At 37.3% G+C, this 233-nt stretch carries 1 protein-coding gene; it reads right to left on the reverse strand.

Going from position 1 to position 233, the window contains the following annotated elements:
* Positions 1–233 (reverse strand): amino acid--tRNA ligase-related protein (locus ETC27_RS18380; RefSeq protein WP_369333515.1); only part of this gene is annotated, 233 nt, incomplete at both ends.

Consider the following 233-nt stretch of genomic DNA (forward strand, 5'->3'; position numbering starts at 1 on the left):
GCATCATCGTAAGTGACACGTTTGAATGGTTCATTGACATAGTTTTCCAATAAATCAATGTCACGTTCCAAACTTTCTAAAGCATAACGTTGGTTGTCCAAGACTGATTTGATCAAATGTTTGACATAAGCTTCTTGAATATCCAAAGATTCTTCATGAGTTGTGAAGGCCATTTCTGGCTCAATCATCCAGAATTCTGTCAAATGACGACGCGTTTTTGATTTTTCAGCACG

Origin of the sequence: Onishia niordana (assembly GCF_004798965.1) — a bacterium.
Taxonomy (GTDB): domain Bacteria; phylum Pseudomonadota; class Gammaproteobacteria; order Pseudomonadales; family Halomonadaceae; genus Onishia; species Onishia niordana.